Below are 24,838 nucleotides of genomic sequence, written 5' to 3' on the forward strand. Positions count from 1 at the left end.
ATTTATAGCTGTGCGGCATTATGAAAAGATTTTATACCTAGTAATAGGGGTTTTAGCTTTTTCGATTTTGTTTTGGTATGGTATTACTGGACTGGTGGTTCCTCCAGATGGAGCCACAGTTATTTACAACTGGACGGTAGAAGATACGACAGGTCATGTATATACCCGGAGGGAGGAGCGCTCTATACCTAAGGTTATCGATGAAAAAATCCCTCCGGGTATTTTCGTTTATACGGCAACTGTAGAGTTACCTTTGATTGGTAATAGCTCACATGGCTATGCTCTTGTCATAGCTCATCCTGCGTTTCAAGCTTTTCAGGTGTACATCGATGGTGTACTTATTGGTAGTGTTGGTGATATGGAAAGAGGGCAAAGTAACATCTGGAATGGTATTTTTTATTTTCCTATCGATAAAAAATTTCTTCGTGGAGATGCTCTTTCGCTAAAGATTAAGGGATATGCCTTGTACATCCATGGGTTTGATATAGAGCCCTTTATTGCACCAATAGATATAGCTAGAAAGTATGTATTCATTAATCGGCTTATTACCGATAGAATATATAATTGGGCTATAGGTGCCAGTTTGACAGTGGGGCTTAGTTTGATAGGCCTTATATTGCTCAGCAGAGGTGTTTCTAATAAGAAATATCCTTATTTTGCTCTTGCTTCAATGTTTGCAGCGATTTTTTACATGGATTATACAGTTATAGAGTCATTACCTGTATCGTATCTTACATACAAAAAGATTATTATGATATCTGCTATGATGGCAACATATTTTATTCATAATGGTGTTTTGGCCGTTGTATATGGTAAAGAAGAGAAGCCCAAAAGTTCTTATTTCATATCGTATCTTATTGTGGGGGCAGCGATTATAGATATCTTTCTCGGCTCTAATATGGTGACATTTAGAAAGATATATACTCATGTAGATTTGCTAATACCAGTAGTGTTCATATACGATGCGTTGGTATTATTTAATAAGTATTCTCAAAAAGAGGATAGCGTCAGGGAAATGGGTATTCTCCTTACAGGTATGATTGCCAATAGTTTCTTTGTTATCATCGATATATATCAGCTTATGAAAGAGCTTTATATGTCTTCTTACACTGTACTTATTAGCACTTATGGTCTTATGATTTTTATTCTTGCCATGAATTTTGCCCTCATATACGATTACATCAGTGTATACAAAAGGGCACAGAGTCAAGAGAAAACTGTTAAAGAGCTAAAGGACATATCCCGGAGGGATACATTAACAGGAGCGTATAATCGAGGTTATATATCGGAAATCTTATCTGCAGTACATGGAGATGTGTGCTTTCTTATGCTTGATATAGACCATTTTAAAAGAATTAACGATACATATGGTCATGTTACAGGTGATAAGGTGCTTAAGCATGTTGTTAGTATTATTACTATGCAAATTCGGTCTGGGGATGTTGTTATCAGATACGGAGGAGAGGAATTCCTTATTATATTATTTGATGCTGAGATGGGGATAGGTAGAGCCGTGGCTGAGCGTATTCGTAAGGCAGTTGAGAAGAGTATTATTATTGCATCTGGCCAACAGATAAAGGTAACAATTTCTGTTGGTGTATGCTGTGGCTATATTAAAGAGGATATATCTGAGGAACAGGTATGGGGATATATTCATAAAGCCGATGAGTACTTGTATATTGCCAAGGAATCTGGAAGAAACAAAGTAGTGGCGGGAGAGTGTCCCGCCACATGATTATGGATATATAATTTTTACCATCTTGGTTTCGGGTATCCATTGAACCCTTGCTCCAAATGTTTCTGCTATAAATCTTGCTGGTACAAGACTTCGTCCTTGTATAACAGGAAGCTTTCTACCAAGGTTGACCCCCTTTCCATTAATAATGGCATATGGTTTGTCTAGATATAAGGTAAGGGTTGTTTCTCCCAGTGAAAGCACAATTTTCCTCTCCATGCCATACCATCCCAGTTCCATGCCCATAGCCTCTGCGAGAAATCTTACGGGTATATATGTGGTGTTTCCTACTATCGTAGCTGGTACTTCCAACAGGTATTTTTTTCCATTGACATATCCTTCTTTTTTCCCTACGCGGAAAGATATAACGGTGGATGATGGATAAGATACGACACTGCATTTCTTGTATGTATTACCTGCTAAGTCTTGAGCGGAAAGACATACTTCATTAACACCCTTAAATAGGAACATATTGAAATGAAATTTTCCCTCTTTGTCTATATCAGGCTGATAATATGCCTCTCTAAGATTTCCAGCCTTCACCCTTATAATAAGTGATGCTCCGGGTTCTGTCATGCCTGTGACATTGACAGGATTTTTACTGAACACTCCTTTTTGGGGGATATTCCATATGGTAAATGGCGGGGTAGTGTCTATGGAGACAGGGATTTCTGCAGGTTTAGAGTTATTGCCGAATGTATCTTCAGCGTAAAACTTCATAACAAAGTTTCCATCACTGGGGAGTGTAATGTCTTTGAGATACGATGTGCCGGGACTAGCCTTAAATCTGAATATCTCTCTTCCATCGATTTCTGTCCATATTGTATTTACATCTTTGTCGGCAGGTGAGACAATAAGAACTTTTACCCTTCTGCCTTCTACGCCAATTTTTTCCACTATAGGAGAGGCTGGTGCCCCTTTATCTTCAAAATATCCTGTCCATGTGGCACTATTATTGTCGGGGTTAATATCTTTGGTTTTTGTGCGTGCTTTGACACGAGTTTCTACACTTACGGGACCTTCCTTGGTGTTAATGAGGTCTATGTACAGAGAGGCGGAGCTACCAGGATACAATTTTTTGATGTTCCATGTGTTTCCGATAACCTCTCCGTCTGTGACATCTATGACTTGATATGAACCACCATTTATAGAGAATGTCACGACGATATTCTCTGCTGGTGTTGTGCCCTTATTGAGTACAACAATGGGTAATGGATAAGACTTAGCCGTGTCAAGACCATCTTTGTCATCAGGTAATATAAGGGCTATATCTGATATGTTTTGGGGAGACATAGACACAACTCGTTTGATATTGCTAACAGGAGATTTCAGGTTTGCCTCGATGAGTATAGGTTTACTGTCATTATCGGGTTTAGCCCTGAACACAGCAAAATATATACCGGGAACAATGTCTCCCAGGGTCCATGTATCATCTTTAAATGTCCCTTTACTGAGAAGGACTTTGGCTACACTTCCTCCTGTGGGTTTTAAAATTACATTTAGGTCTTTTTCTGGTGAGGGACCCTTTATTGTGACAACAGCGGCTATATAGATGTTGTCTCCGGGTAAGAAGAAAGGATTGATGGTATACATTTGAAATTCAGTATTGGGCCTTCTGATGACATTGAAAGTAATCATTGTCTCATCGTTATTATCGTTGCTATCGCTAAGCGGAGATTCTACCTTTAATATACCGTTGTATTTACCTTCTGCAAGGGCAGTAATCTGTATGAGACATTTGACTGTTTGTCCTTTGATCATGGTGCCTATATTCCATGAATTGCCTGCCATAGTTCCTTGTGAACACATAGCTTTGCCGGTTTGTCTTATCATGCTATCTGTTTGGAAAGAGACTTTTACACCACTTGCTTGCCCTCCACGGTTTAGAACAGCCAGTTCTACATATGGGGTTTCCCCGAGGGCAAAATTGATGCTTTTCTTGGGTATGACGGTAACATCTATATCAGGTTCTTCTTCAACACCAATATAGATATTTTTCTCCATGACATATGAATCATTTTCATATACTTTGATAGTAATACCGTGTGCACCTATCTTTTTCCCTTTAATTATGAGAGTTAGCATGGCAGATTGACCTTTGTCGAGGTTGCCTATATACCATATATAGCTGTTTATATCAAAAGCTCCCCAAGTACTGTCAGTTTTAACAACTTCTAGAGCTGTAGTATCGGTAACAATGTATACTTTCACATTCCCTGTGGTGCTATCTGTCTCATTTTTAAGAGTGATTTGCATTGTTGTTGTTTCACCTACAGCTATAACATTGTCGGTAGTTGTTATTGATAGTGAAAATGACGGTGTATCAGCTGCATTTATGTATGGGGATAGGTAAATTGAGGATATTAATAATACAAATATGGTAATCCACGCTGCCCTCTTCATATTCTCACCTCCACTGTATACTCACTATGTATAATCGGAAATTACAGGTAGCTATGTAGTTTTTGCATGCCTAAAGCTATTAAGTGGGGAATATATGTTCCACGGGGGAGTATAGGTTGAAGTTTCAAGTATGCTCCGCCAGTATATACAATTGGAAGATTACCAGCGAGATTGTTATATCTGTCTATCCATAGAGATTGCATGTAATATATGCCACTATAGATAGCTTCTTCTGAGGTTTTGCCTATGATAAATCCCTGTTTGGGTGCAAATTTTTTGAGTCCTGGTGCTTTCAGTGTAAGTCCCTCATGCATAGCCTCTACTCCAGGTGCTATAGCACCTCCTATGAATGTTTTATCAATAACCACATTTATGACAGTAGCTGTACCCAGCATGACTACAAGTGCAGATGGGATAGATATCCCATTGATGGCAAGAAGTCTATCTATACCTACTGTGGAAAGATTGACATCAGGTGCTATGCGAAAAGACCATGGCATATCACGGGTGATAACTATGGCATGGGGATACGTAGTAAGCCACTTGTCAAGAGCTGGTTTATTAACACTGGAAATAAGAATATGCTTGGACTCAATGTTATCTATGGTTTTTCCTGTTGGTACTGTATGAAGGGGTGTGGGTGGGTGTGTGGTGAGGTCATACACTTTGGTTAGGGTGTTGCCAATATCTATGCCTATCATGATGCATCTACCACCTGAAAGAGCCTTATAAAGTCAGATTTTGAGCGGATAAAAACGAGCTCAATATTAGGGTTGGACATCTCTCCCAATATAATAGACTTAATGGATTCTTTGCCAGATGGATTATCTAGTGATGGGTTGATTACTACGGTTAGAGATGAGATATCTTCTCCCCATAATACAGTTCCATATTGTGATAACAATTGGCTTATCTGTATCTTTATATTTGCAGGTAGACTAGGAAGTACATTGATAATGAATTTGGTCTCCTTTTTATTTCCTATAACCTTGATATTGGCAAGATAGTGAGAGATATTTTTTTCATCGAGTAAGTTTATAAGAGTCTTGTTAACTATTGCCGTTAGGGATGTTTTCGTACCGTCTTTGTCTGACATCCACAGATGCCTCAGCATGCAACCTTCCCTTTCAGGATGTACGCCTATATGAAAATCTGTAATGCCGTAAATATTTTTTAGTATTTTCATTTCTTCCTCTTTAGTAAAGTCTTTTAGCGGGGCTAAAAACGGAGGATTAAAGTAAGTTCCTCCTCTGCCCCAAGAATCACTTTGGTTGGCACCGGTGATAATGATGGCATTAGGATAATGTCGTTTAATAGTACCAAGTTTTATATGTCGAGTACATGTGTTACATGATATGCCTCTGTGTGCTAATTGTTTTAGCGCTTCATCGCCATATATGATATGAAGTGGTACAGAGAATTGTTTAGCTATAAGCTTGACTTTTCTTCTAATGCTGGGGTATGTAAAATCTCCCCAATCTATATGCACTGCTGTAATGTTTGGGATAACCTCTCTTGTCAGGAGTAGGGCAAGGGTACTATCCATACCACCAGAGAAAGCAACAACTGCCTGTTTACCATCTGTGTATTTGCTAATAACAGACAGCGCCTTTTCTATAGGGTTATTACTTTGTCCAATTTTTAAGGTAATCAATGAGCTTTTCGGCTGTTTCTTCATCATCTATATTGATAATAAGCTTATATCCATTTTTTACCCTTCTGACTGTAGATTTCATAGGAATGTATTTCTTTGCCAGTTTTCTCAGTCTGTCTACTGTTTCATCTTTTTTTACACTTTTTTCTCGTTTTTCGCTTCCTTCTGGTAGCTTGCCATCTTGTATGTACTTTAGGGTATTAACTTCTTCTTCCAGTTGTCGTGTAGACATATCTTCTGCCACAACTTTTTCTGCAAGCGTGATTTGCCACTGGGGTTGCTTGATTTCCAGAAGCAGTTTAATATGGCTAAGGGTTAGCTTATGGGGATATTTCTTGACAAGTTGTAGCACAGTGTCAGGCAATTGAAATATTCTCAGTATATTAGAAATATGAGATTTGCTTTTCCCTAATATACCGGATATCTCATCAAGTGTGAGACCCATATCTTCTTTCAATTTTTTTATGGAGATCGCCAGTTCCCACAGTGTTAGATCTTTTCTATCAATATTTTCTATGATTGCAAGGGCCATGGCCTCTTTGTCGGATACGTTGATAACAATAACTGGGATTGTTTTTTTACCTAGAAGTTTTAGGGCCCTGTACCGTCTTTCTCCCGCTATAATCTCAAACTTATCGCCTTTCCTTCGCACAACAATAGGTTGCAGAAGGCCATGTTTTTTAATCGATTCTGATAGAGCTTGTATCTCTTCTTCAGAAAATATCTGTCTGGGTTGGTATGGGGAGGGGTGTATATCATTAATAGGTATATTTCGGACATCTGTGTTTTTCATGTCCATCATATTTTCAAGGGATAAACCAAGTCCCCTGCGTTTCTTCACCTTATTTCACCTCCTGGAACATGGCTTTGCACCTACTATCAACTTCGTTGGCAAGTTCGAGAAATGCCTGTGTTGCTTTTGATTCTGGAGCGTATTCAAGGAGAGTTAGTGCATGTGATGGAGCCTCGGCAACCCTGACTGTGCGAGGTATTACTATGTCAAATGCCTTGTTCCCCAATACTCTCTTGACTTCTTCTAGAACTTGTCTTGCCAAGATGGTTCTTGGATCCCACATATTTATGACAACGCCTATAAGCTCCAAAAATGGATTCATGCCATTTCTTATGGTTTCCATAAGTTTCCACATTTGTGAAAGACCTTCAAGAGCCAAAAACTCTGCCTGTAATGGCACAATAACCCCATCGGATGCAATAAGAGAGGCCAGCATGAGAGAACTAACAGATGGAGGGGTATCGATAAGGATGTAGTCAAATTGATGTTTAAGTTGCTCAAGAATTTCTTTCATGTAGGAAAGATTTCCCGTTCCCTCTATTTCAATGTTAGCCAATGCTAGCTCAGGTGGGGCAGGAAGTAGATACATATTGCCAAAAGATTTCTCTATAGTGATGACGGCTTCTTCAGGTGGTATATTATCCATTACTATTTCAAGTAATGTTGTTTCTAAGTCTTCGAGTCCTATAAGAGAGGTAGTAGCATTACCCTGTGGATCGGTGTCTACCACAAGCACTTTCTTATTCTGCTGTGTGAGTGCTGCAGCTAAGTTGACTGTTAGGGTTGTTTTTCCAACGCCACCTTTTTGATTTGCTATAGATATAACAGCCACTATAATACCTCCCCTATATGTATGCTTTTAATATTTTACTTGCCAAAGCGCCTTTGACGACGATTATATTCGTCTAATACTTGAAGTAGCAAAGTGTCATTCATTTCCGGCCAGTAGTTAGGTAGAAATATAAATTCTGCATATGCACTTTGCCAGAGTAGGAAATTAGATATTCGCATTTCACCGCTTGTTCTTACGATGAGATCCACATCAGCAAATCCAGGATTATACAGGAAATGTTCTATGAGTTCCATGTTTATGGGAACATCATTGGGTATTTCTCCGCTTCTAACACGGTCAACGATTTTATTGACAGCATCCAATATTTCCTGTCTGCCACCATAGTTTATGGCAAGGCCAACAGTTAGTTTTGTATTGTTTTTACTATTTTCTACCAGTTCATCTAAAACATCAAGAACTTTTTGGGGTAGTGGTTCTCTTCTTCCCATATGTATAAACTTTACACCCTTAGAGATATAAGTAGCCATTTTTTTCTTTGCCATTTCATATGCAAGGTTCATGAGATAGTTGACTTCATACTCTTCTCTTTTCCAGTTTTCTGTAGAGAATAAATAGAATACGATTGTTTCCAACTTTTCTGGGCTTCTTTCTAAGAAGAAATCAACTACATCCATAACTTTGTTAAAACCTTGTCTGTGTCCTTCCATTTTGGGTAATCCTCTTTTTTGTGCCCATCTTCGATTTCCGTCTACAATAAATCCTATGCTCTTTAACAACTTTGTCACCCCCTATAGCCAAGTATATCATGGATACTTTTTTGTATGCATAAAAGAAATATCCATATTACCTGATTACTTATACAGACTAAACTTTTAGACGGAATTTAACATGCATATGCACTCCTAACTGCAACTAAACCGTAAAGTTTAACATGTCTATGCAGTTGCATGATCTCCTTATGCAATTAATGGGAAGAATATTGCTTCAGTGAATATGGTTGCAGTTGTAATATTTAGATATGCAATATATTTGTTTTTAGGAGGTGTGTTGAGTTGAGCATGTTGAAGAAGTTTTTGGTTATTATCATTTCCCTCTCGATGCTCTTTATGGGCATGAGTTTTGTTCCCCCTATGGTCAGGGCTGAGCAAACAACCCAGGCTGGACCAGCCCTAAAACTAAGAACAGGAATACCACCAAAACTTTCCGCGGCAAGTACTTATGGTACTACTGGATCTCGTCTTTATATTCTTCAGTTTACTGGTCCTGTTAAACCTGAATATAAGCAAGCTATTAAGGATCTTGGTATCCAGATTGGCGATTATATTCCAGACTTTGCATTTGTCGTTAAAGGCACAAAAGCTCAGATGCAAAAAGCTTTACAGTTGAGTTTTGTTAGCAATGTCTATGAATATAGGGCAAAGTATCGTATTTCTCCAGAAGCTATGCAGGCTATAAAATCTGGAGAGTATGACAAGGTTGTTGCATATGGTCCTATCGGTGATCTTTTACAAATTCAACAGATTCTTTCTTCTATGGGTATTACTGATTTCGATGACATGATCGAAGAGATGATAGAAATGGTCGAGCAGCTCTATGGGGAACCCGTTTACTGGATAGATATGAAGCCTCAGAATGTCATATTTAATGATGAGGCAGCAAAGCTTATCAAGGTTAACCCTGTAGCATGGACAGATTATGGTTATCACGGAGAAAATCAGATTGTTGGTATTATGGATACAGGTCTCGATACGGGTAATGCTTCTACACTTCATCCAGATCTTAAAGATAGACTACTTAAAGCTTATGCATATGGTAGATCTAATGATTGGTCTGATCCTAATGGACACGGAACACATGTTGCCGGCTCTGTAGTTGGTACAGGTGCTGCATCTGATGGCAAGATAAAAGGTATGGCTTACGGCGCCAAGATTGTCTTCCAATCTGTTCTTGATTCTAATGGTGGCCTGGGCGGTTTACCAGATGATCTTAATGATGCATTCAAGGTAGCATATGATGATGGTGCTCGTATTCATACAAATTCTTGGGGATGTCCATATCAGTATTGTCAGAATAAGTACGATACACAGTCTTCTCAGGTGGATGAATTTATGTGGAATCATCCAGACATGACCATTCTCTTTGCAGCAGGTAATGACGGTGATTATGATAGAGATGGACAGGTTGAGTATAATACTGTTACTCCACCATCTACTGCTAAGAACTGTATTACTGTTGGTGCTGCTGAAAACTATAGACCTGATAAAGGTTCTTATGCTGATAACCCTAATGATATAGCATTATTTTCTTCTCGTGGTTGGACCTCTGATGGCCGTATTAAACCTGACGTTGTAGCACCTGGTACCTGGATTCTATCTACTCGCTCTTCACTTGCTCCAGATGACCATTTCTGGGGTAATTACAACCAGTACTATGCATATATGGGTGGTACTTCTATGGCCACACCTATTACTGCAGGTTTTACTGCTATTGTGAGACAGTGGCTTCAGAAGGCTAAAAATTATGACGATCCCTCCTCTTCCCTTATAAAGGCCCTCCTTATAGCAACAGCTAGACCACTTGGTGATGCAATTGTGTCTGCTGACTATGGATGGGGCGAAGTTGATATGAATAATATTATGAATGGTAGCCTTATTCTTCTTGACGAAGCCCAGACAAAATCTCTTAGTACAGGTGATAGTTGGACGTATACATTTGATGTTAATGATACTTCTAAACCTGTAAAAGTTGTCCTTGTCTGGAGAGACTATCCTGGTTCTCCACAAGCATCTTCTTATCTTGTAAATGACCTTGATCTTACAGTAACAACTCCATCTGGCTCTTCCTATTATGGTAATCATATGCTTTATTCTTCTGCAGATAGAAAAAATAACGTTGAGGTTGTATATATCTCTTCTCCTCAGAAGGGAACATATACCATTAAGGTTAAAGGCTATAATGTACCAGATGGTCCACAACCTTTTTCTGTTGTAGTTTTCTCCGGTGGAGCGACTTCTGGTGGTGGTAGTGAGGAGACAGACAATCCACCAAGTGTAAGCTTTGCCAAGCCTGAGAATGGGGCAGTGGTAGATAAGACATTTGATGTAGAGATCAATGCATCTGATGATAAAGGTGTATCCAAAGTAGAGCTGTATGTCAACAGCACAGATGGAGATCCTATCAAGACATGGACAGAAGCACCATATACAATAACTCTTGATGCATCTAATGCCAGTGAAGGTGATTACAAGCTAATAGCTGTTGCCTATGACACAGCAGATCAGAAGTCGCAAGCTGAGATTACCATTACCGTTAAACACCAGCAGGAGACAGACAATCCACCAAGTGTAAGCTTTGCCAAGCCTGAGAATGGGGCGGTGGTAGATAAGACATTTGATGTAGAGATCAATGCATCTGATGATAAAGGTGTATCCAAAGTAGAGCTGTATGTCAACAGCACAGATGGAGATCCTATCAAGACATGGACAGAAGCACCATATACAATAACTCTTGATGCATCTAATGCCAGTGAAGGTGATTACAAGCTAATAGCTGTTGCCTATGACACAGCAGATCAGAAGTCGCAAGCTGAAATTACCATTACCGTTAAACATGGTTCATCTGATACTACAGCGCCGTCTGTATCTATTACCTCTCCAAAGAATGGAGATACAGTTTCTGGAAAGATTACTGTCGAGGTTTCGGCATCCGACGATTCTTCTGGTGTGTCTAAGGTTGAATTATATGTAGATGGCAGTAAGGTGTCTGAGGATACATCTGCTCCGTATACATTCTCACTTGATACAACATCTCTTAGTGATGGTACCCATAAACTTCTTGCTAAGGCCTACGATGCTGCCGGTAATGTAGGTACATCTGAAGAGATAACAATTACTGTAAAGAATTCTTCTGAAGAGCCCCCTGCTGCTGCAACTGCTACTGCCGAAAGAGGCTATTTCGGTAAATTCTCATCTTCTGGTGATACAAAGTATTACTATATCAACATAACAACGCAAACAGAGATAACAATTAAAGCTTACATGGAAAGCACACTGGATATGGATATCTATCTTATGAATAGTTCTGGTACTGTCCTTGCCAAATCTGAAAATGGTAAGGGAGAAGCAGAGTCCATCACTTATACATTATCACCCGGAGTATATAAGATCAAAGCTTATAACTATTCGGGCTATGGCTACTATATCATCTATGTTGATAACAAGATTGATACGGCAAAGCAGGTATTTAAAACAATATCAGGTAGTGTTACAGATGGTGGTTCAAAAACTTACACTCTAAATCTTAAAGGTATTACAGATATATATCTCGATTGGGGAGACAGCGATGTAGATCTTGATCTTTATGTCTACGATTCTTCTGGTAACTTGGTTGCCAAGTCTGAGTATGGAAAATATCACTGGGAAACATTGAATCTTAATCTCAGTGCTGGAACGTATACGATAGTGGTTAAGTCTTATAGTGGTGGTAGCGACTTTACACTGAGTGTGCTTACAGACAAATAAGTTGTAAAGGGGTTTCTGCCAAACAGGGGGACACATCTTGTGTCCCCCTGTTTATTTTATCTGTTGCTCTTATTCGGCAGGTTCAAACATATCTTTTCCTACCCCACAAACGGGGCATACCCAGTCTTCAGGAAGTTCCTCAAATGATGTTCCTGCGGGAATTCCAGCGCCAGGATCGCCTTCAGATGGGTCATAGATGTAACCGCATACTTTGCATACATACTTTTTCATATTTCGCACCTCCTTTTATTAGCAACCTGTTTCTGGACAGGTTTTAACAGTTTGCTGTGTAGCTTCTTCTATTTCATCTGCCAAGTTAACAATCTCATTTATAACTTTTTCTTTGATTTTGCCCTTGAAAGACACATATGATAGTTTGTTGAGTTTTAATATACCGAGGATATCTTCTATCTGTTTGATTGTCATGCCTCCCCAGCCATAAGAATTTATGATTGCCAAGTTTTTGGCCTTAGGTCTAAGTGCTCTTACAAGATGGGCAAAGTAGATAATGGAGGGGTGAGCTGATGCAAGTACTGTTGGTGTTGCAAATACTATCGTTGCGGCATCAACAAGAGCCATAGCAAATTCTCCCGGGTCGGTTTTGGTAAGATTGAAAACCTTGACATCAACATTTCTTCGTAAAAGTTCTCTTTCAAGTACTCTGACAGCTTCGTATGTACTTCCGTGCATAGATACATAAGCTATAATAACCATGTCCTTTACTGTATCTGATACCCATACTTCGTATGTTTTCAGTACCTGCTCTACAGTGTTATGTACAGGGCCGTGGCTCGGTGCTATCATATCTACTTTCAAATCCTTCATAAGCTTAATATATCTCCGTATATGCATACGGAAGGGCATCATAATCTCTGCATAGTAGCGTTTGACTTCTATTTCTACCTCGGCCCAGTTGTCAGATGAGAATATCTCACTTGTGGCAAGGTGAGCCCCGAAAAGGTCACAGGTAAATATTATGTCATCTTCAGGAATGTATGTTGACATTGTTTCGGGCCAGTGCACCCAAGGTGTATAGAAGAATTGTAGAGTACGTTTGCCTATTGATATTGTTTCTTTATCTTCCACAGTGATAATTTTATCTTCTGGAATTTCAAGATGCTCTATGAGGAGTTCTTTACACTTGGGATTTGTGATAACTTTAGCATCCGGAAACATTTGTAGTAATGTGGGTATTGTTCCAGAATGATCTTGTTCTGCGTGGTTAGATATAATATAGTCCAGTTTTTCTACACCGGCATCTTTAATATTTGTTAGAAGTATATCCTTAAGATACGGTTCAACGGTATCGATGAGCACTGTTTTTTCATCTTTGATAAGATATGCGTTGTAGCTTGTTCCATGAGGTGTAGAAACAAGCTCATCGAATATGCGTCTGTCCCAGTCTATTGCTCCTACCCAGTATATGTCTGGTTTGATTTCTTTATATCCCATATATTCCGCCTCCTATATTTTTCTATTATTAGTTTAGCATATTAAACAATTATAGGGGTTAAAAAAGATAAAGGGCAGGTGTACTCACCTGCCCTTGTAATATTCTTTCAATACAGGGTCTTATTCTCTTATTATTTGAACATATACTTTTCTTCTTCTTGGACCATCAAATTCACAGAAAAATATTCCTTGCCATGTGCCCAGTACAAGTTTGCCATCTTTAATGATGACATTGACTGAGCTTCCTGTAAGGACCGCCTTAATATGAGCTGCGCTGTTTCCCTCCATATGTGAGTAAATGTCATGGTCCCATGGTATGAGAAGACCAAGCATTTTTCTAACATCCTGCATAACAGATGGATCAGCATGCTCATTGATAGCTACACCTGCTGTTGTATGTGGTACATAGACAATAGCAACACCATTTTCAACACCGCTAAGTTTCACCTTTTCGGCTACCTCCGCAGTAATTTCAATACACTCTTCGTGTTGTCTTGTCAATATTTCTATAGGATAAAAAAATGGCATATTACCTCACCTCGTATTCGTATGTTACCGGTATGTTCTCTCTGATTGAAGCTTGAACACCACAATATCTTTCACGGGAAAGGTCAATAGATTTTTTCAGCTTTGCCTCATCTACATTACCTTCTGCAATGTATTTGACATGTAGTTTGGTGAACACACCGGTGTTGTCATCCACTTCTCCCAGTATTTCCATTCTGTAGCGTTTAAGGTCTTGTTTCATCTTGATAAGAATGGATATTGAGTCCATACCGGTACAACCGCCAAGGGAGAGTAGGAATATTTCATACGGTGTCATACCCCATTTTCCACCAACGTCACCGGTGATAACATTGTTCCTTAGGAAATGAATGCTGTAGCCATCACATGTTTGAATAGAAAAGATTTTTTCCTCTTCTATTTCTGCTAGTGTATCGGTGAATTCATATGATATTTCGATATCCTCTTTTAGACTCTTTAATATAGGGGATAGGTTTCTGTCTACATGTTTAGTAATCGACTCTTTGCATTCTTCGGGTGCAATAAAGTAGTAATGTATTTTTACAAATCTCTTAGGGTGTTCTGTGGCCAGAGTATAATCTGTGTATACCTTGAATGCCTTTCCGCATTCCTTCCATATTCTGTGAAGCAGTTCTGTCAAAATGCTGACAACAGTTAGTGGCTTAGGTGTCATACCGGCATCTTTTCCATGAACTTTTGGAGTTGTATCCAGTATAATGGATGTTTTTCTGGCTGTTCCCACAAGCTGGAGTCCCTCGACCTGTGTTATTGTTGCCTTTATCTCCATAATACTCCCTCCCTGCTATTGGTTTGTATGTTTATTTTAGCATGGCCTTACTTGGTTCCTGTTGTAGCCTGTGTGGAAGTTGTGATGTTTGTTGAGGTGCTGACTTGATTTGGTGTAATATTTTCAGCCTGTATAGATTGGGTAAAGCTTCCCAATTTATTGAGATAGCTTTCTATGTATCCAATAAATGTCTTTAGTCTTGTGGAGAGTGAAGAGTCATCTGTAAGTTTAAAGTTCTCAGGTACATGAATATTTTTCAGGCTTTGCAAAGCAGTCTTTATTTGCTTGACGGCATTTACAACCTGTTCTTTTTGCTCATTGCTTAGATATTTTAGAAGATTAGTATTGATGTCCTCTATAATAGCTTGTTTTTGTTTAGCGTCTTCTATACTTCTTGTCTTCTCTTCAATAACCTGCTTTTTAATATTCTCAATAATATCTCTGGCTTGCTGATATTGTGCTAGTGCTGTAATAACATCTATGCGGGGCTGTATATCATCGGTGCTTGTCAATTTACCAGATGCTGACAATGTTCCTACAAGATTCTTATAAAGTTCGGGGTATTGACCAGGGTTCTTGTATCCACTATAGACAAGAAGAGCATCGAGAGATGATTTGAGCACGTTGTTGAACTGATTTGTAGATGTTGCTGTTTTGAGATATTCCGTTAGTAGTGAGTATCCCTCTTGGTATGTTAGTTGGAATCCGTTGAGTCCATATGTTGGATAGAATCTTAAGACAATGCGAGCTATGTTAGCATGTTTCCATGAGGACTCAAGATCAGAAAGTTGGTGTTCTCTCTGCCATTTTATATGGAAGATTTGGGATGTAGATACGTGTGCTCCAAAGAACCAGTGATCCCATTTGAATATATCTTCCATGTACTTGACAGATTCATTTAGTTTATCCATATAATAGGCATTAAAACCTAATATCATGTAGAGATTTTCCGGAGACCATGTGTCTTTTTCGTGGCTAAGTGCAATTTCCTTGGCTACATCATACGTTTTTTCAGCATCTACTGTTTTGCCCTGCATTTTAAGGACATATGCAGCAGATCCATATGCTTTTGCCAGATTGAGGCTGTAATATGATTCTCCTGGATATGTATTATATGCTTTACTAAGGTATTCTATTGCTGTTTGCAAAAACTGTGGGTTGATTTTACCTCCCGATTGTGATGCGTTAAGGTAGCTTATACCCGTTCTAAAATATCCGTCTGCTTTCCATAAATTGACATAATTGTAGCTACCTAATACACCTACGAACACAAATGCGATAACCATGATAAGAGCAATACCTTTAGCAATAGGCAGATTGATAGATTCTTTTTCTCTTTCTGCTTCGGGTACATCTTCTAGGTAGTATGTTGCTGCAATGATACCGAGGAAGATGTAGAAGAATAGGGCAGTGGATAGTGTGTCAAATATTGTCAGGAGGTTGGCGGCATATCCGAGCAGTGATGCTACCAATCCTGCCATAATAATGCGATACTGTTCACTAGGTTCAGTTCTTAAATATCGATACGCCATCCACAAGGCGGCTAGGAACATTGAAAGATATGCCAGTATACCAATGATACCTGTTTTAGCCCACACACTGAGGTAGTTGTTGTGCGGGTCATCGTAGTTAACCTTGGGTTCAGATTGACTAAGTTCAAGGCTTTTGTATGGCATAAAGTTTCTTCTGAATACCTCTATGCCGACACCTGTTAACCTACCGTGTTTCATATTGTCTTTAATAAGTGTCATAGTGTCTCTCCATAGTATGAGACGGGGAATAGGTCTTCCATGTGAGTCGTGCCACACGAATATTGTTTTTAGTCTGCTGAAGACGGGAAATTTATTGCCGAGAAGAAGACCTGTTGCTATAAACAAGACAATACCAACAATTAGGGCTATGGATACAACCCTTATGAAGATTTTCTTGTTTTTTCCTGTAATAACCATACCGGTTACTATGATCCATGCGATAATACCGACGAAAAAGCCAACCCATGCGCCACGGGTCATGGAGCCTATAACTGCAATAAGCTGGGCAACAAACATGGAGAAGTAAATGATTGCCCCGTTTTTGTTGTTATTTACAAGATAAGAATAAGAACGGGCTAGTGTGAGAAATGCTGTTAAAACGAGCATGGGACCGAAGAAATCTGGATTACCCTGAAAGCCAAAGGCCCTATGGCCAAATGCACCACTACCCCAGAATGGATCAGCACCAAGCATTTGTAGGATGCCGTACAAAGCGTTAAATGTGCCGAAGTAGATGAGTACATCATATAAGAATTCCAGAGATTTTCTGTTGTAGACAACAATCATGGTAAGAAATGCCATCCATGTGATGGGAAGAAAAACAATAAGACCTAATTGTCTTTCGTACACACCCCAGAAGGAAACATTGGGGTTTAGCGAGAATATGGTAGATAAGACAATGGCCACATCAAATGCTAACACTGTGTAGGCTATAGGGTTTTTTAATTTTTTTGTTTCACCAGGATATAGGGCTACAAGAACTGCAATAATTGTGCCGATAATTGTAAATAGCCAGATAAAAGTGGCACTCTTGACAATATCAAATGCCCTATAAATACCCCTATAGAATGCTACTGGTGGAATAACTACTAAGAGTACGTAAAGCCATAGTAAAAGATTCCTCTGTGATTTTGGAATGGTTAGTTCTTCCTTCATTGTTTTTCCCTCCCCAATGTTTCGAATAGTTTTAACATTAAGTAATCTGATTTCTTATCCACATCCGCTCCCATGACGGGACTAACCGTTACCGCTGTTGCTTTGACACCGAATTTTTTGCCCACCCATTTTATCACATCGTTTATAGATAACTGACCTGTTATTAATTTAGCAAACAGTGAAATACCCATTTTCCATACAATCATAAAAGGATTTTTACGGTAGTTGTAATATTTTGTTCCTTCATCTATCACTGTTTGCCATTTGTCTTTGCTTATAAGGGCAGCTCCCGCTAATTTAATTTTTCCATCTTTCAGTGGAATAAAGGTTTTGTGCCATCCAGGAAACATTTTTTCAAAGTCCTCTTTATAGATGACGCCAGCCACGAGTTCGCTTGGGGTTTCTATAAATGGTATTAAGTCTTTCCCCCTAACAAGTGGGCTATCTCCTGTGAGAAGTAACACATAGTCTGTATCAGGTTGTATGACAGATATAGTATCCATAATGCTGCTACTGTCGATTTTCAGCAATGTAGCTCCCTCAACGGTATCTATTGGCCACTCAGTTCTGCCTATAACGGTAATAGGTACATCTAAGTCTTTTTTAATATTATTGACCATATGCTGAATAATAGTTGTGCCTGACCAGGGTAGTAGTGCCTTGTATCCTACCCCGAAATCTTCACACCATTCTTCTTGATCTCCCCCTGCCAGTATGTATATTTTTACATTCATATGGCATCATCTCCCATCCTGTTTTTCGTGTGCTTATTTCTATGATATCCCAATGTTTTGGTATTTGGGTTGGTGGAGATAAGCTAAACATGCTGCTGCCGCTACCTGTGAGATGCATACCTTTTCCTATAGGAATGCCAAAGACCCGTTGAAATGCCTCAGTAAGTCCGTTGCCCATGGTGCCATTCTGAACATACATGTCTGAATAGTTGGAGTAAAATGGTTTTTCATCCCATGCTTTATATATCATGGGAGTAGGCGATGAAAAGTCTGGTACTACTAGATAGAGGGTAGAAGGAACATTAATATTATAGAGAGGTGTTATTTTTTCACCTGTTCCCTCCATAAGGAGTGGGCTTTTGTAGAGATACATGCTGACATCAGCCCCTATATTGGGAGCTATGGCTATAGCCTCTCCCTTATCTAGTAGTCCTAATTTGACAAATGCCCCTAGTAGACCTCCTGCATTACTGCTTGAGCCTCCTAGTCCTCGACCTATGGGAATATGTTTATAGATAATGGCGCTAAATGGTATACCTGTCAAAGCCTTGAGTTTATGTACTGTGGAATTCTCTATAGGTGAGGGGAAAAATGTGATTGGACCATCTTCTCCTACGTTTATTAGCATTGTGTCAAATACGTTAATGAACGACACGATACTCTTCAACAGATGCATGCCATCGTCTCTGATACCTACAACATCAAGTGTGATATTGATTTTTGCATATGTTTTCAGTAGAAAGCAGTGTGTAAACATGGCACAGTGTTTCAACGCTCACCTCCTCACCACGAATGGTAGGTTTCAGTCCAACAACATTCAATATATGCTCTATACATTGTTTAGAATACCCCATATTTCTCAAGTTGTTGGCAAGAGTTTTTCGTTTTTGCCTAAATACCCCTTTAAGGAATTTTTCCCACTTGTCATAATCTATATTGCATAAAGGTGTTTCTCTTCTCTTTAAGAAGATGACTTCTGACATAACCTTAGGTGGAGGAGAAAATGCTCCTGGTTTCACAAGAAATGAAGATACTATTTCTGTGTATGTTTGCATCCATATGCTGAGAGAAGATTTTTCTTTGCCCTTTTGAGCTTTTATGCGTCTTGCTACCTCTTTTTGAAGCATGAAAGCTCCTAGTTTCCAAGAAGGAAAGTACTTAACAAGATGAGTGATAATAGTGGTGCCTATCATGTAAGGTAAATTGCCAGTTGTGTTGTATGTACCAGTAGGTATATCATCTTCTCGCAGTTTAAGAAAATCAGCCCATATAATGGTGAGATGGGGGACATCTTTTATGACCGTCTCCCAGAAAGGTTTTAGTCGGTTATCTATCTCTACAGCTACAACAGGTCCTTTTTCCAGTAGGGCAAATGTTAGGTCTCCTGCTCCAGGTCCTATTTCCAAGATATAATCAGGACCATCTTTCCACACATAATCTGCTATTCTTCGAGATACGGAGTGGTCTTTTAGAAAATGTTGTCCCAATCCTTTCTTTGGCTTGGGTATGAGGTGTTTGTATTTCTCTCTTATCTCATACATTATTTCTTTTCCCCCGGATACTGTATGATGTAAACCCACTTGTATCGTTTACCCCATTTTAGAGCTTCGGCTTTGGTGGGGAAGAATACATCAATGTGGTAGTACTTAATCCAACCTCCAACATCGACTGCGTCACCGTTGCCATAACCCTCTATATACAGCTTGCTGTGAAGTGGAATAAGTCTAGGATCTACTGCAACAACTCCTTTTCTTGCCCTGTCTCCTGTTGCAGTAACCCAGTCGACACCGGGATCTTCTGGAGAATATGCTGTTATAAGTGCAATAAATTTCTTGATGTAGGGTCCATTGTAAATGTGAGGACCGCTTTTGAATATCCATGGTGTAGGTTTTTTAATGATCTTCTTTTCTGTCCATGTCTTGATAACTTTATCATCAAGTATGTACTTATATGTCACTATTTCCATTAGTCCGCCTTCAGCTTTCTGTAGCCTAATGACTTTGCCCGGTGGTAGATTTTTGTCGTAGTATACAACTTGCTTCCATATCAGTGGGGCCAGAGGTATAAGTTTGGCTTTTTTTTGTATCCACCCTTTACTAACAAATAGTGTTTTATTGTTTTTCCAGAAAATCTTATCCAGTGGGTTTATATCTATGCCTGCAATGCTAAGTAGTGTCTTTGTGCTGCTACCTGGAGATGTAAGAACGTGTACTGCATCTTCCTTTGTTTCGATCTTGTATTCTTTAACTTCTGTATCGTACATAATTGGGCATGAGTCTATGGTGTTTATGGGGAGTCCCGTTTTTTCTATAAATTCTTCTTCTGTTCTTGCAAATACATATCCGCTCTTTATGCCATCTAGTGTTATAGCACAGTAAAAGCGGGTATTTAACACGCCAAATAATATGGCCCATGCTGTAAAGATAATGATGAGAATCCTTAATACACTACGAGCTATGTTCACCTTAATATCCTCCATCTTATGAGATATACAGGATATGGTGATGGATTTATACCCACATGAACACCGCCTACATTTTCATCTACCAGTGTCATAACATATACGAATGCTTCTGCCACATGACTGGCATCTACTGTAGAATTGGCCTCCCTTGGTAGAAGTATGGTGAGTTTTACTATAGCTACTCCGTTCATGTAGCTTGTGTTTAATTGTTCTACTTGTATTTTGGCAGTGTGCCCGTTGGGTAGCGTTGTTGATGTTTCGGATATTATGTTTGGGTAGTAATTAGCCGATGTCCAAACAACTCCATACTCTACAGCGGATTCTATATCTTGCATAAGGAGGGTCGATGTTCTCACCGAGATATTGAGTTTGTTTTCTTGTACCACATAGTCAAGTAATATTGCTGATAGAAGCCCGAGTATAAATATGATTATTAATGTAATAATAAGAGTTGAACCCTTCTGATTTTTTATGGACATGCTCCTGTCACCTCAATGTAAGGGCTAATACCTGTTATATTTTGAAAGTCTTGCATGGTGTACCCGTCATAGCTTTCTATGATATCTGAGTCTTTGAATGTTATTGTACAGATAGAAGGGGACACTTGACTGTTTATCGATACAGACAGCTGTAAGATAGAAGGATTGTTATTTACTAATAAGCCACTATTTATTGTTGTAGGATACCCACCACAGTTGATATCAAGGTACTCGTCTGGATTGCTAATATTAGATTTGTCTTTTATAGGTTGTGTGAAGTAAAGGTATATGATTTTCCCCTGTGTGGCGCTAATGGTATTTTCATCAAAGCATGCAATAGGTAGGGCAAAAGGTGCTGTTAATTTTGTCATACCAACGGTACCAGATATTGTTTGATTATCTTGGATAGTAGCTGTATATGCAATAGTGAGGTTGGAAAAGGGTTTGTAATCTGCCTGAACATTGCTAAAGGTTTTGTCTCCGTAAAATAGTTTTATACTCTCAATATGAACACCTGGTATATCGGGATATATCCTCCCATCTTCTAGGGCTATATAGGTGTTTTCGTTTGTTATAGATAATTGCTTGAGAGAGAGTTGTCTTGTTATATCTTCAGAAGTGCTAAAAGACGTAGCGGTATAGATGGATAAGTGAGATATGTTAGTTGAATTTCTATCTTCATCTGTTTGTGTACATACGGCAAATTTCATAGGATATAGGGCGTCGATGAATCGGCTATTTGCTAAGTATGTGGCTTCTGCTTTGCTCGTAGCGGATGGGGTTTCAATGAAAGTAGTTTTTAGTAAGCTTATTGTCATTGGTACAAGTGCAATGGTTAGTATGGAAACTATAATAATCACTACCAATAGTTCAATGAGTGTGTAGCCGCTATTTTTCATACTATTCCAGCCCCTTAATCCTCTTTAAATATAACATCAGGGCAACGACATCCCCGCTGGATACCCCTGGAATCTGGCTAGCCTGTCCCAGGGTTGCAGGTTTAAATTCCTTTAGATAGTCTCTACCTTCTCGTGAAAGGTTGGGTACCTCATCGTAGTTTATATCTTCTGGTATCTCAAGTTGGCTGAGTTTTTTTGCTTCATTAATAAGGCTAAGGTCCCTCTTGATGTATCCTTCGTATTTGACATCTATTTCTAGCGTCAGTTTGCCCTGATTGTCAAGGTGGGATATTTCTGGCACATACTCTATAAGGTCATCGGCGTGTACCTCAGGTCTTTTAAGCACTTGATAGGCCGAGGTTTTTCCTTTGAGAAAGTCAAAATGCTCTTTGTTCAGGTATGTTTTTTTCAGTTTTTCTTTTGCCTTTTCTATAAGCTCTTGTCTTTCTTTGACAAGTTTAAACTCATCTTCTGTCAGTATTCCCAACTCATAGGCTATTCTCGATAGCCTAAATGCAGCATTGTCTTGTCTCAGCACAAGGCGATATTCGGAGCGTGATGTTAGCATTCTATAGGGTTCTCTTATAGGATGAGTTGTAAGTTCGTCGATAAGCACACCGATATATGCATCCTCGCGGGATAGTACAAGTGGTTTTTCTCCCCTGACGTACAATGCAGCATTGATACCGGCAATAATGCCCTGTGCCGCGGCCTCTTCATATCCTGTTGTTCCATTGATTTGGCCAGCTGAAAATAATCCTTCTATACCTTTAACTTTCATAGATGGATGAAGCTGGTGCGGGGCAATAAGATCATAATCTATAGTATATCCCGGTCTAACAATCTCTGCATCTTCAAGTCCTGGTATACTGCGCACAACGAGTTCTTGGATTTCAACAGGTAGCGATATGGCAAGCCCGTTAGGATATATCTCTTCGGTATTCAGACCAACAGGTTCCAAGAATATGATGTGGCTATTTCTATCTGGGAACCATACGGCCTTTTCCTCGATGGATGGACAATATCGAGGGCCTATCTTGACCATATCGGAAGCACGGGATGCTGTTAGGTGTATGTGCATACGCACAATGTCCATGGTGCGCTTTGTTGTGCGGGTTATATACACAGGTTTATATCCCGGTGGATTAGGGGCTTCAAAGAATGAAAATGTGATACCTTCTTCTCCAGGCTGGATTTCCAGCCTATCCCAGTCTATAGTGCGACCATCTAGCCTTGGTGTTGTTCCTGTATTGAACCTTAGTATCTGGAGTCCCAGTCTTTTCAGGGCATCAGATATTCCGTATGATGGAAACTCTCCCCATCTACCTGCCTCTTTCGACCAAGCAGATATATATATTTTTCCTTTCATAAATGTGCCGGTTGTCAATACTGTTGCCTTTGCCAGTATTTCATCACCATATTCCAGTTTTACGCCTACAACTCGGTTGTTTTCTGTAAGCAGGTCTACAGCCAAGCCCTGTATAATCTCGAGGTTGTTTGTGTTCATGAGTCTTTTTCTCATATTTGCGGGGTATATATCTTTATCTATCTGTGCCCTTTGAGACCATACAGCTGGTCCCTTTCCTTTATTAAGTACACGCGCTTGTATGTACGACTCATTTGTAACCCTTCCCATAAGTCCACCGAGGGCATCTATTTCCATGACAAGCTGTGTTTTACCGGGTCCTCCTATAGCAGGATTACAAGGGGGTATGGCAATGGTATCTACAAAGCCCGTAACGAGAGCCGTTTTCATTCCCATGCGTGCTGCCACCTGTGCCGCTTCTACACCGGCATGACCTCCACCGACAACGATAACATCAAATGTTCTCAAGGTTATCTCCTCCCTCTATGATGCCTCCCATAAGTAGGTGTCCTTCTCTGTCAAATACAGCGCCAATCTGGCCAGGAGTTGCCTGAATGCCGTTTTCTAATTTTACTATATTACCATCTATATACTTTATCTCTGCCAGTGGTCCCCGGTATCTTGTCTGTAGTAAAAGGCCTTCCATAGGAAGGTTGTCTACAAACATGTTGATGTCAAAGAGTTTTACAGTGGTCTTTAAAAGATATGTTTTAGGGGCGACATAGAGCGTGTTGTCTTTTTTCTTTATGACGTATAACCTTTCGTGTGTCTTGGGATGGGCTCCCAGTTTTTCTCCCACGGTATATAGGTGAGTTCCACGATGATGACCAACGACAATGTTTTCTGGGTATAGCACAACTTTACCGCTTTTCTCCCCTAAGTGATGTTTCAGAAAGTCTGACATCTTCTTGGAAAAGCATATATCCTGACTTTCTTTTTTGCCTATGAGTGGAAGAATACCTATATCTTCTGCAATGGCATATATCTCTTCCTTTTTCATACCATTTAAAGGGAATATGAGGTGTTTAACGATATTCCTATCAATGAGGGCAAGAAAATATGTTTGATCTTTGGGATTGTCGGAGTCTTTTTTTAATAGGGCATTGCCATAGGGTGTTTTATGGGCTACTTGACTATAGTGCCCTGTTGCCATGTAGTCGGCGCCGAGGTTTTTCATTGCTTCGTATAGTCCTTTCATCTTGGCATCTCGGTTACATATTGTGCATGGATTGGGTGTGTATCCTTCTTTGTACATTTGCAGGGTTTTTTCAATTACTGTCTTAGAAAAAGATATAGTCAGTGGCATTTTTATCCATGTTATACCCAGTTTTTCCATAACAAGTGGAAGGTGTTTTGGCATAGGATGTCCTAATTCCAGGAATATCCCTATAACATTGTACCCCATCTTTTTTAAGAGATATGCAGCAACAGATGAATCTACTCCACCTGATATTCCCAATGCAACTGTTTTGCTCACCGACATCAGCCCTCCTTGTTAGAATAATCATACAATACAAGTTGTTATGGTATGTGAACAAAGGGGTGAT

The 24,838-nt window shown here is 39.4% G+C and carries 21 protein-coding genes; 2 read left to right on the top strand and 19 right to left on the bottom strand.

Annotated features, from left to right (window positions below; all coding sequences use genetic code 11):
- Window positions 1–67 precede the first annotated feature (67 nt).
- Window positions 68–1,735, top strand: coding sequence for a GGDEF domain-containing protein (locus GM182_RS01475; protein WP_449186832.1), 1,668 nt, complete (start codon window positions 68–70; stop codon window positions 1,733–1,735).
- Here GM182_RS01475 and GM182_RS01480 read toward each other — a convergent pair whose 3' ends face one another.
- From GM182_RS01480 to uppS, 6 genes are read right to left on the bottom strand one after another with little or no spacing between them, the layout of a single operon-like run.
- Window positions 1,736–4,138 carry a stalk domain-containing protein gene (locus GM182_RS01480; protein WP_449186833.1) on the bottom strand — a complete coding sequence of 801 codons (2,403 nt, stop codon included), beginning with the start codon at window positions 4,136–4,138 and terminating at the stop codon, window positions 1,736–1,738.
- A gap of 41 nt (window positions 4,139–4,179) precedes the next feature.
- Window positions 4,180–4,839, bottom strand: coding sequence for a type III pantothenate kinase (locus tag GM182_RS01485; protein WP_449186834.1), 660 nt, complete (start codon window positions 4,837–4,839; stop codon window positions 4,180–4,182).
- Window positions 4,836–5,816 carry a phosphoadenosine phosphosulfate reductase domain-containing protein gene (locus GM182_RS01490; protein WP_449186835.1) on the bottom strand — a complete coding sequence of 327 codons (981 nt, stop codon included), beginning with the start codon at window positions 5,814–5,816 and terminating at the stop codon, window positions 4,836–4,838. Before GM182_RS01490 ends, GM182_RS01485 begins: the two co-directional genes overlap by 4 nt.
- Window positions 5,764–6,633: a ParB/RepB/Spo0J family partition protein gene (locus tag GM182_RS01495; protein WP_449186836.1), complete on the bottom strand. Its 870-nt coding sequence runs from the start codon at window positions 6,631–6,633 to the stop codon at window positions 5,764–5,766. Before GM182_RS01495 ends, GM182_RS01490 begins: the two co-directional genes overlap by 53 nt.
- A 1-nt stretch (window position 6,634) precedes the next feature.
- Window positions 6,635–7,417, bottom strand: coding sequence for a ParA family protein (locus GM182_RS01500; protein WP_449186837.1), 783 nt, complete (start codon window positions 7,415–7,417; stop codon window positions 6,635–6,637).
- A gap of 35 nt (window positions 7,418–7,452) precedes the next feature.
- On the bottom strand, window positions 7,453–8,154 hold the full coding sequence (gene uppS / locus GM182_RS01505; RefSeq protein ID WP_449186838.1) for a polyprenyl diphosphate synthase: 702 nt from the start codon (window positions 8,152–8,154) through the stop codon (window positions 7,453–7,455).
- 282 nt (window positions 8,155–8,436) lie between these two features.
- Between uppS and GM182_RS01510 the strand changes: the two genes are divergently transcribed.
- Complete coding sequence (locus tag GM182_RS01510; RefSeq protein ID WP_449187265.1) at window positions 8,437–11,898, top strand: Ig-like domain-containing protein; 3,462 nt, start codon at window positions 8,437–8,439, stop codon at window positions 11,896–11,898.
- Between the two features lie 69 nt (window positions 11,899–11,967).
- Here the strand turns inward: GM182_RS01510 and rd are convergent, their stop codons facing one another.
- From rd to GM182_RS01575, 13 genes are all read right to left on the bottom strand, one after another.
- Window positions 11,968–12,129 (bottom strand): rubredoxin, encoded by a 162-nt coding sequence (gene rd / locus GM182_RS01515; RefSeq protein WP_449186839.1) that lies wholly within the window; start codon window positions 12,127–12,129, stop codon window positions 11,968–11,970.
- Between the two features lie 18 nt (window positions 12,130–12,147).
- Complete coding sequence (locus GM182_RS01520) at window positions 12,148–13,350, bottom strand: FprA family A-type flavoprotein (RefSeq protein WP_449186840.1); 1,203 nt, start codon at window positions 13,348–13,350, stop codon at window positions 12,148–12,150.
- A 120-nt stretch (window positions 13,351–13,470) separates the two neighbouring features.
- Window positions 13,471–13,878 carry a secondary thiamine-phosphate synthase enzyme YjbQ gene (locus GM182_RS01525; RefSeq protein ID WP_449186841.1) on the bottom strand — a complete coding sequence of 136 codons (408 nt, stop codon included), beginning with the start codon at window positions 13,876–13,878 and terminating at the stop codon, window positions 13,471–13,473.
- 1 nt (window position 13,879) lies between these two features.
- Entirely contained in the window at window positions 13,880–14,662 is a 783-nt protein-coding gene (locus tag GM182_RS01530; protein ID WP_449186842.1) for an OsmC family protein, read from the bottom strand.
- Window positions 14,663–14,709: 47 nt separating this feature from the next.
- A complete protein-coding gene (locus tag GM182_RS01535) occupies window positions 14,710–17,349 on the bottom strand; it encodes an O-antigen ligase family protein (protein ID WP_449186843.1) in 2,640 nt (879 codons plus the stop codon).
- A complete protein-coding gene (locus tag GM182_RS01540; protein WP_449186844.1) occupies window positions 17,346–18,083 on the bottom strand; it encodes a glycosyltransferase family protein in 738 nt (245 codons plus the stop codon). The genes GM182_RS01535 and GM182_RS01540 overlap by 4 nt, the downstream gene beginning before the upstream one ends.
- Window positions 18,031–18,855, bottom strand: a complete 825-nt coding sequence (locus GM182_RS01545; protein WP_449186845.1) for a 4-(cytidine 5'-diphospho)-2-C-methyl-D-erythritol kinase — start codon at window positions 18,853–18,855, stop codon at window positions 18,031–18,033. The genes GM182_RS01540 and GM182_RS01545 overlap by 53 nt, the downstream gene beginning before the upstream one ends.
- Window positions 18,785–19,624 carry a 16S rRNA (adenine(1518)-N(6)/adenine(1519)-N(6))-dimethyltransferase RsmA gene (rsmA, locus tag GM182_RS01550; RefSeq protein ID WP_449186846.1) on the bottom strand — a complete coding sequence of 280 codons (840 nt, stop codon included), beginning with the start codon at window positions 19,622–19,624 and terminating at the stop codon, window positions 18,785–18,787. Before rsmA ends, GM182_RS01545 begins: the two co-directional genes overlap by 71 nt.
- Entirely contained in the window at window positions 19,624–20,547 is a 924-nt protein-coding gene (locus GM182_RS01555; protein WP_449186847.1) for a 3D domain-containing protein, read from the bottom strand. Before GM182_RS01555 ends, rsmA begins: the two co-directional genes overlap by 1 nt.
- Complete coding sequence (locus GM182_RS01560) at window positions 20,544–21,026, bottom strand: hypothetical protein (protein WP_449186848.1); 483 nt, start codon at window positions 21,024–21,026, stop codon at window positions 20,544–20,546. The genes GM182_RS01555 and GM182_RS01560 overlap by 4 nt, the downstream gene beginning before the upstream one ends.
- Entirely contained in the window at window positions 21,017–21,925 is a 909-nt protein-coding gene (locus GM182_RS01565) for a type II secretion system protein (protein WP_449186849.1), read from the bottom strand. Before GM182_RS01565 ends, GM182_RS01560 begins: the two co-directional genes overlap by 10 nt.
- A gap of 1 nt (window position 21,926) precedes the next feature.
- Window positions 21,927–23,759: a tRNA uridine-5-carboxymethylaminomethyl(34) synthesis enzyme MnmG gene (gene mnmG / locus GM182_RS01570; protein WP_449186850.1), complete on the bottom strand. Its 1,833-nt coding sequence runs from the start codon at window positions 23,757–23,759 to the stop codon at window positions 21,927–21,929.
- Window positions 23,746–24,768, bottom strand: a complete 1,023-nt coding sequence (locus GM182_RS01575) for an MnmA/TRMU family protein (protein WP_449186851.1) — start codon at window positions 24,766–24,768, stop codon at window positions 23,746–23,748. The genes mnmG and GM182_RS01575 overlap by 14 nt, the downstream gene beginning before the upstream one ends.
- Between the last annotated feature and the right edge of the window lie 70 nt (window positions 24,769–24,838).

The sequence above is a fragment of the Zhurongbacter thermophilus genome, from assembly GCF_026184435.1.
In the GTDB taxonomy this organism is placed as follows: domain Bacteria; phylum Coprothermobacterota; class Coprothermobacteria; order Coprothermobacterales; family JAADFF01; genus JAADFF01.

Bases quoted from the DNA above. Each gene is read 5' to 3' on its own strand.
- GM182_RS01530 (WP_449186842.1), bottom strand. From the start codon at position 14,662: ATGGAGATAAAGGCAACAATAACACAGGTCGAGGGACTCCAGCTTGTG.
- GM182_RS01565 (WP_449186849.1), bottom strand. From the start codon at position 21,925: ATGAAAAATAGCGGCTACACACTCATTGAACTATTGGTAGTGATTATT.
- rsmA (WP_449186846.1), bottom strand. From the start codon at position 19,624: ATGTATGAGATAAGAGAGAAATACAAACACCTCATACCCAAGCCAAAG.
- GM182_RS01490 (WP_449186835.1), bottom strand. From the start codon at position 5,816: ATGAAGAAACAGCCGAAAAGCTCATTGATTACCTTAAAAATTGGACAA.
- GM182_RS01535 (WP_449186843.1), bottom strand. From the start codon at position 17,349: ATGAAGGAAGAACTAACCATTCCAAAATCACAGAGGAATCTTTTACTA.
- GM182_RS01560 (WP_449186848.1), bottom strand. From the start codon at position 21,026: ATGTCCATAAAAAATCAGAAGGGTTCAACTCTTATTATTACATTAATA.
- GM182_RS01520 (WP_449186840.1), bottom strand. From the start codon at position 13,350: ATGGGATATAAAGAAATCAAACCAGACATATACTGGGTAGGAGCAATA.
- GM182_RS01485 (WP_449186834.1), bottom strand. From the start codon at position 4,839: ATGATAGGCATAGATATTGGCAACACCCTAACCAAAGTGTATGACCTC.
- GM182_RS01510 (WP_449187265.1), top strand. From the start codon at position 8,437: ATGTTGAAGAAGTTTTTGGTTATTATCATTTCCCTCTCGATGCTCTTT.
- rd (WP_449186839.1), bottom strand. From the start codon at position 12,129: ATGAAAAAGTATGTATGCAAAGTATGCGGTTACATCTATGACCCATCT.
- GM182_RS01480 (WP_449186833.1), bottom strand. From the start codon at position 4,138: ATGAAGAGGGCAGCGTGGATTACCATATTTGTATTATTAATATCCTCA.
- GM182_RS01525 (WP_449186841.1), bottom strand. From the start codon at position 13,878: ATGCCATTTTTTTATCCTATAGAAATATTGACAAGACAACACGAAGAG.
- GM182_RS01540 (WP_449186844.1), bottom strand. From the start codon at position 18,083: ATGAATGTAAAAATATACATACTGGCAGGGGGAGATCAAGAAGAATGG.